The sequence below is a fragment of the Streptomyces sp. NPDC001450 genome (assembly GCF_053597295.1).
The window spans coordinates 288,393-294,625 of the sequence record NZ_JBSFHY010000007.1; the positions used below are offsets into that span (position 1 = coordinate 288,393).

The 6,233-nt window shown below is 73.0% G+C and carries 6 protein-coding genes; 2 read left to right on the plus strand and 4 right to left on the minus strand.

What is annotated here, in order from left to right:
- Window positions 1–14: 14 nt before the first annotated feature.
- The 3 genes from ACWC5O_RS10530 to ACWC5O_RS10540 are packed head-to-tail and all read right to left on the minus strand — an operon-like array spanning window position 15 to window position 2,828.
- Window positions 15–827, minus strand: a complete 813-nt coding sequence (locus ACWC5O_RS10530) for a hypothetical protein (RefSeq protein ID WP_450581305.1) — start codon at window positions 825–827, stop codon at window positions 15–17.
- 50 nt (window positions 828–877) lie between these two features.
- Window positions 878–1,354, minus strand: coding sequence for a hypothetical protein (locus tag ACWC5O_RS10535; protein ID WP_450581307.1), 477 nt, complete (start codon window positions 1,352–1,354; stop codon window positions 878–880).
- Window positions 1,355–1,394: 40 nt separating this feature from the next.
- Complete coding sequence (locus ACWC5O_RS10540) at window positions 1,395–2,828, minus strand: DUF2252 domain-containing protein (RefSeq protein WP_450581309.1); 1,434 nt, start codon at window positions 2,826–2,828, stop codon at window positions 1,395–1,397.
- 230 nt (window positions 2,829–3,058) lie between these two features.
- Here ACWC5O_RS10540 and ACWC5O_RS10545 point away from each other — a divergent pair, with 230 nt between their 5' ends.
- Window positions 3,059–3,316 carry an HAD hydrolase family protein gene (locus ACWC5O_RS10545; RefSeq protein WP_450581311.1) on the plus strand — a complete coding sequence of 86 codons (258 nt, stop codon included), beginning with the start codon at window positions 3,059–3,061 and terminating at the stop codon, window positions 3,314–3,316.
- Between the two features lie 38 nt (window positions 3,317–3,354).
- On the opposite strand, the gene ACWC5O_RS10550 is transcribed toward ACWC5O_RS10545, so the two are convergent.
- A complete protein-coding gene (locus tag ACWC5O_RS10550; RefSeq protein ID WP_450581312.1) occupies window positions 3,355–4,332 on the minus strand; it encodes an aldo/keto reductase in 978 nt (325 codons plus the stop codon).
- Window positions 4,333–4,517: 185 nt separating this feature from the next.
- On the opposite strand from ACWC5O_RS10550, the gene ACWC5O_RS10555 reads away from it, so the two are divergent.
- Window positions 4,518–6,080: an MFS transporter gene (locus tag ACWC5O_RS10555; RefSeq protein ID WP_450581314.1), complete on the plus strand. Its 1,563-nt coding sequence runs from the start codon at window positions 4,518–4,520 to the stop codon at window positions 6,078–6,080.
- Window positions 6,081–6,233 lie beyond the last annotated feature (153 nt).

A 6,233-nucleotide genomic window follows, 5' to 3' on the forward strand; every position in this document is an offset into this window, starting at 1 on the left:
ACCGACGGCGGGCTTCACTCCTGCCCCTGCAGGCCCGCCAGCGTGGTCTCCCGCTGCTCGATGTCCGCGCGGAGGCGGGCGGCGATCTCCTCGAGCAGGGCGTCGGGGTCGTCGGGGGCCAGGCGCAGCATGCCGGCGATCGCGCCGTCCTCGAGTTCGCGGGCGACCAGCGTGAGCAGTTCCTTGCGCTGGGTGAGCCATTCCAGGCGGGCGTACAGCTCCTCGGCGGGGCTGGGGCGCCGCTCGGGCGGTACCGGGCCCGCCGCCCACTCCGCGGCCAGTTCGGCGAGGAGGGTCTCGTCGCCGCGGGCGTAGGCGGCGTTGACGCGGGTGATGAACTCCTCGCGCCGCTGCCGCTCCGCTTCCTCCTGAGCGAGGTCGGGGTGGGCCTTGCGGGCGAGGTCGCGGTAGAGCTTGCGGGACTCTTCGCTGGGCCGTACCCGCTCGGGGGGTCGTACCGCCTGGTCGGTGAGCATGGCGGCGGCCTCCGGGAACAGGCCGTCGCTGTCCATCCAGCCGTGCAGCAGTTCCTCGACGCCGGGGATGGGCAGCACGTGGGCGCGGGCCTCCTCGGCCCGGCGGATGTCCTCGGGGTCGCCGGTGCGGGCGGCCTTCGCCTCGGCGATCAGCGCGTCCAGTTCCTCGATGCGGGTGTAGAGCGGGCCGAGCCTCTGTTCGTGCAGCCGGGAGAAGTTCTCGACCTCGACGCGGAACGTCTCCACGGCGATCTCGTACTCGATCAACGCCTGCTCGGCGGCCCGCACGGCCTGTTCCAGCCGTTCCTCGGGCCGCGGCGCCTGGGACTGCTCAGCTTCCGGGGTCGTCACCCGACCAGCCTAGGCCACGGCCGGAGCCCGTCACCCGGAGACGCCCCGGCTCAGCCGGCCGGTGACGCGTCCGGGCAGTCGGCCGGTACCCACTCGGCCTCCAGGTCCCGGCAGGCGACCACGAGCGTGCCGGGCCGGCAGGCCAGCTCGTGGGTGCAGCCGCCGGGGTGCGGCAGGATCTCGTCGAGGATCACGTCGCCGAGGGAGGCGGGGTCGCAGACGCCCAGGACGTCCGACTGGAAGCGGGAGACGCCGGTGTAGCGGACGAGGAGGTCCTCGTCGTGCTTGAAGCAGTTGTGCCGGAAGCGGATCTCGACGTCCCCGTCACCGGTGCGGCGCACCCGCTCGGGCCGCAGGTCCTTCACACAGCGCTTGCCGCCGAAGTCGTAGTGCCCGGGGTCGGTGGCGAACGCGCGGGCACCCGGCGGCAGTTCGGCCGCGAGTACGGGCAGGCGGTCGAGGTAGGGCCGGGGGTCGATGAACCCCGGGTCCCCGCTCTCGCCGTCGGTCAGCTCGACGTACCTCACCTCACCACCACCTCGGTCCTCGCTTTCCCCGTCCCCGCCGTCACACGTCCATCTCGGCCGCGATCCGCCCGGAGCGCACCGCCGCCACCAGGTCGGCGTGGTCCGCCTCGGTGCGGTCGGCGTAGGCGACGGCGAAGTCGGCCATCGCCTCGTCCAGCTCCTCGTTCTTGCCGCAGTAGCCGGCGATCAGGCGCGGGTCGGCGCTGTGGGCGTGGGCGCGGGCCAGCAGGGCGCCGGTCATCCGGCCGTAGTCGTCGACCTGGTCGGCGGCGAGCGCGGCCGGGTCGACGCTGCCCTTGCGGTTGCGGAACTGGCGCACCTGGTAGGGCCGCCCGTCGACCGTCGTCCAGCCGAGCAGGATGTCGCTGACCACCTGCATCCGCTTCTGGCCGAGGACCACCCGGCGTCCCTCGTGCTCCACCGGCGCCGACTCGAAGCCGGCCGTGGCCAGGTGCGGGACCAGCGCGGACGGGCGGGCCTCCTTCACCTGGAGCACCAGCGGCTGCCCGCGGTGGTCCAGGAGCAGCACCACGTAGGACCGTGTGCCCACGCTGCCGGTGCCGACGACCCGGAAGGCGACGTCGTGCACCGCGTGCCGGGCCAGCAGGGGCAGCCGGTCCTCGGAGAGCGTCGCCACGTACGGCTCCAGGGCCGCGGCCACCGCGGCCGCCTCGGCGTCCGGGATCCGGCGCAGCACCGGGGGCGCGTCGACGAAGCGGCGTCCGCCGTCGGCCACCTCCTCGGTCGACTTCGCCGCGAACCGGCCGCTGGTGTTGGCGCGTGCCTTCTCGGAGACCCGCTCCAGCGTGCCGAGCAGGTCGTGGGCGTCGGTGTGGGAGACCAGTTCCTCGTCCGCGATGGCGTTCCAGGCGTCCAGCACCGACAGCTTGGCCAGCAGCCGCATGGTGCGCCGGTAGGCGCCGGCCGCGTCATTGGCCGCCTTGCGGCAGGTGTCCTCGTCGGCGCCCGCTTCGCGCCCGGCCAGCACCAGTGAGGCGGCGAGCCGCTTCAGGTCCCACTCCCAGGGGCCGTGCACGGTCTCGTCGAAGTCGTTGAGGTCGATGACCAGGCCGCCGCGGGCGTCGCCGTACAGGCCGAAGTTGGCCGCGTGCGCGTCGCCGCATATCTGGGCGCCGATCCGGGTCGTGGGGGTACGGGCCAGGTCGTGGGCCATGAGTCCGGCCGAACCGCGCAGGAAGGCGAACGGCGTGGCCGCCATCCGGCCCACGCGTATCGGCGTCAGTTCGGGGATGCGGCCGGTGTTGGACTCCTCGACCGCGGTGACCGCGTCCGGGCGGGCGCCGTCCAGGTCGAGGGTGCGGTGTGCGCTGCGCGGCACGCTCGCCCGCAGCGCCTTGCCCTCCTCCTTGGGCGAGCCCTGGGGCGGCCACTCGGCGAACCCGCGCATCCGGGGCAGCCGGGGTGCCACCGCCGGCTCGGCCGTCTCCGCCACTCCCGCACCGCTCTCGGTCACCGCGACCGCCTCCCCCGAAGACCCCGCACGCGCGCTCGCACGCGGATCAGCTCGAACATCAACTCGTGCAGACGGTACAACCGGTGGCCGAAACGCGTCACACCCTGTGGACAACTCCGTGCTTGTGGAGAACCCCTCAGCCCTCAGGCACCCCGGCATCTGCCCTCACGCTCACAGAACCCGCCCTCCCGCTCACAGCGGCCGAGCCGGGCATCGACGCGCAGGGCCGGATGACCGGGGCGATCCGGCACGCGATGTCCGGGCCCGCGAAGGGCGACGCGATGCAGGAGGCGCTGGCGAGGTTCGGCGCGGATCCGGCCGACTGCCACGCCTACGGCGACGACCCCGGCGATCTGACCATGCTGCGCCGCGTCGGGCACCCGACGGTGGTCGGCGACCACCCGGCGATGCTGCGGACCGCCGCGGACGAGGGCTGGGAGGTCCTTCCGGCCCGGCTGGCCGCGGGCACCCGGCGCCAGCCGGTGTGACGGGCCTGCGACAAGGACCGGCGGCGTGGGAGTGCGGGTCAGCGGACGCCGACCGCCGCCGGGAGGTCAGCGAGCCGTTCCAGGGCGGTGGGGGACAGCCGCAGGGAGCCGGCGGCGATGTTCTCCTCGAGGTAGCGGCGGGTCTTGGTGCCGGGGAGCACGGCCACGTGGTCGCCCTGCGCCAGCACCCAGGCGAGCGACACCTGGGCGACGGAGGCCCCGGTCTCCTCGGCCGCCTCGCGCACCCGCCCGATGATCGCCTGGTTGGCCGTGAGGGCTTCGGGCTGGTAGCGGGCGAGCCCGTGCCGGCCGTCGGCCTTCGGCAGGTCCCCAGGGGAGGAGATGCGGCCCGAGAGGAAGCCGCGGCCCAGCGGTGCGAACGCGATGAAGGCGATGCCCTCGCCGCCGCAGTACTCCACCACGCCGTTGTCGAGCGACTCGCGGCTCCACAGCGACAGTTCGCTCTGCACCGAGGCCACCGGGTGGACGGCCTGCGCCCGCCGGATCTCCGCCACGGACGCCTCGGAGAGGCCGAGCGCACCGAGCTTGCCGGCGGCGACGAGTTCGGACAGCGCCCCCCAGCTCTCCTCCACCGGGACCTCGGGGTCGATGCGGTGGAGCTGGTAGAGGTCGATGTGGTCGACCCCGAGCCGGGTCAGGCTCGCCTCGACGGCGGCGCGCAGATGCTCGGGGCGGCCGTCGCGGTGGCTGCGGTAGGTGGCCGGGTCGTCGACGACGAGGCCACCCTTGGTGGCCAGCAGCACCTGGTCCCGGCGTTCCTTCAGGGCCTTCAGGGCCTTGCCGACCAGGAGTTCGTTGGTGAAGGGGCCGTACTGGTCGGCGGTGTCGATCAGGTCCACGCCGAGCTCGACGGCCCGGTGGACGACGGCGATCGACTCCGCCTCGTCGCGGCCGAGTTCGTCGTACCCCCACGACATGCCCATGCAGCCGAGCCCGACGCTCGCGAAGCTCCGGCCCTGGCCGCCCAGTTGTATCCCGCGCATCGCCGTGCGCACCGCCTTTCCTCTCCCGTGCCCGCATCCAAGACAGAGTCACATCCTTACACAGACCTCTGTCATACGCTATTGACACCTGCAACACACAGACTCTTAATCTATGACAGAGTTCTGTCTCAAGCGACGCACTTACCTGGCTGCGCACTTGCCAGAGCGCCCACCCTCACCAGAGAAGAGGAATCTCCGTGTCAACGGGCAACCCCCGGGCCACACTCGCCGCCGCGTGTGTCGTCGGCCCGCTGATGACCCTCGTGGTCACCGGACCCTCCGTCGCCGTCCCCGACATCAGCGCGGACCTGCACAGCTCCCTGTCCGCCGCCCAGTGGGTGGTGGACGGCTACATGCTCACGGCCTCCAGCAGCCTGGCCGCGATGGGCTCGCTCGCCGACCGGATCGGCCACCGTCGCATGTTCACCTGGGGCATGGCCTTCTTCGCCTTCTGGATGGCTGTCTCGGGCCTGTCGAACAGCATCCTGCTGCTCGACCTCGCACGGGCCGTCGCGGGCTTCGGCAGTGGCGCGGCCCTCGCCTCGATCACCGCCATCGTGGCCCAGTCCTTCGACGACGCCGCCCGCGCCAAGGCGTTCGGGCTCTTCGGCACGTTCCTGGGCGCGGGCCTGGCCTTCGGCCCGATGTTCGGCGGCGCGCTGGTCAACCTGTGGGGCTGGCGCTCGGTCTTCCTGGTCCTGGCCGGCGCCTCCGCCCTGGTGCTGCCGGCCACCCCCATGCTGCCCAGCCCCAAGCCGAACGGTGGTCAGCGTTTCGACTGGAGCGGCACGTTCGCCTTCAGCATCGGCATCGCGCTGTTCGTTCTGGCCCTGGTCGAGGGCCCCGCTCGTGGCTGGGGCGACCCGGCCGTCCTCGCCGCGCCGGCGGGCTTCGTGGTGCTGATGGCGGTGTTCGTCGTGATCGAGCGCCGCAGCGACAACCCCATGTTCGACCTCGGCCTCTTCGCCAACCGGCGCTTCCTGGCCGTGTGCCTGGTGCCGCTGGTCCTGGCGTTCAGCTTCGTCGCGCTGGTCATCGTGCTGCCGCCCTACTTCACCTCCGCCAGCGGCCTGTCCGCCTTCCGCATCGGCATGACCCTGCTGCTGCTCACCGGCCCCTCGCTGGTGGTGCCCGCCGTCACCGGCGTGGCCGCGCAGAAGGTCTCCCAGCGCGCCCTGTTCGTGCTGCTGCTGTGCTTCTCGGCGGTCGGTGCCGCCTGGCTGACCGTGATCGAGCCCAGCTCCTCCACGCTCGCGCTGGCCGGTCCGCTGCTCTGCCTCGGCATCGGCTACGGCATCTCGCTGGGCATCCTGGACGGCGCGGCGGTCTCGGCCGTCGAGCCCGAGCGCATGGGCATGGCCGCCGGCATGTTCAACACCGTCCGCCTGACCGCGGACGCCGTGTCCATGGCGGGCCTGGGCGCGCTGGTCACCGTGCTCACCAAGAACGCGCTGGACTCCCGCGCGGTGACCGCCTACCCCGGCGGCGCCGACGAGCTGACCTCGCGCGCCCTGCAGGGCAGCCTGTCCGACGCGGCCGCCCAGGTGCCCGCCGGTGCCCGGGACGCCGTGGTGAAGGCCACCGCGGACGCCTACAGCAGCGGACTGCACACCACGATGTGGATCGTCGCCGCCGCCTGTGCGGTGAGCGCGGTGGCCGTCGCCGCACTGCTGTCGGGCAAGAAGCAGGCCGAGGAGCCGGCTCCCGCCGCCGAGCCGGCCGCGGAGCCCGCCGCCGCCACGACGGGCGCGGCCCGGTGAGCGTGACGGACACCGTGGCGCCCGCCACCCGGCTGGGAGCGATCGAGGTGCTGCCCGACTAGTGCCCCGGCAGGCAACGTTTGCCCGTCAAGGAGCGGCGTCCGGTGCGTGCTCTCGGCGTGCCGGCCGGAAGCCCTCGTACTGGACGTACTT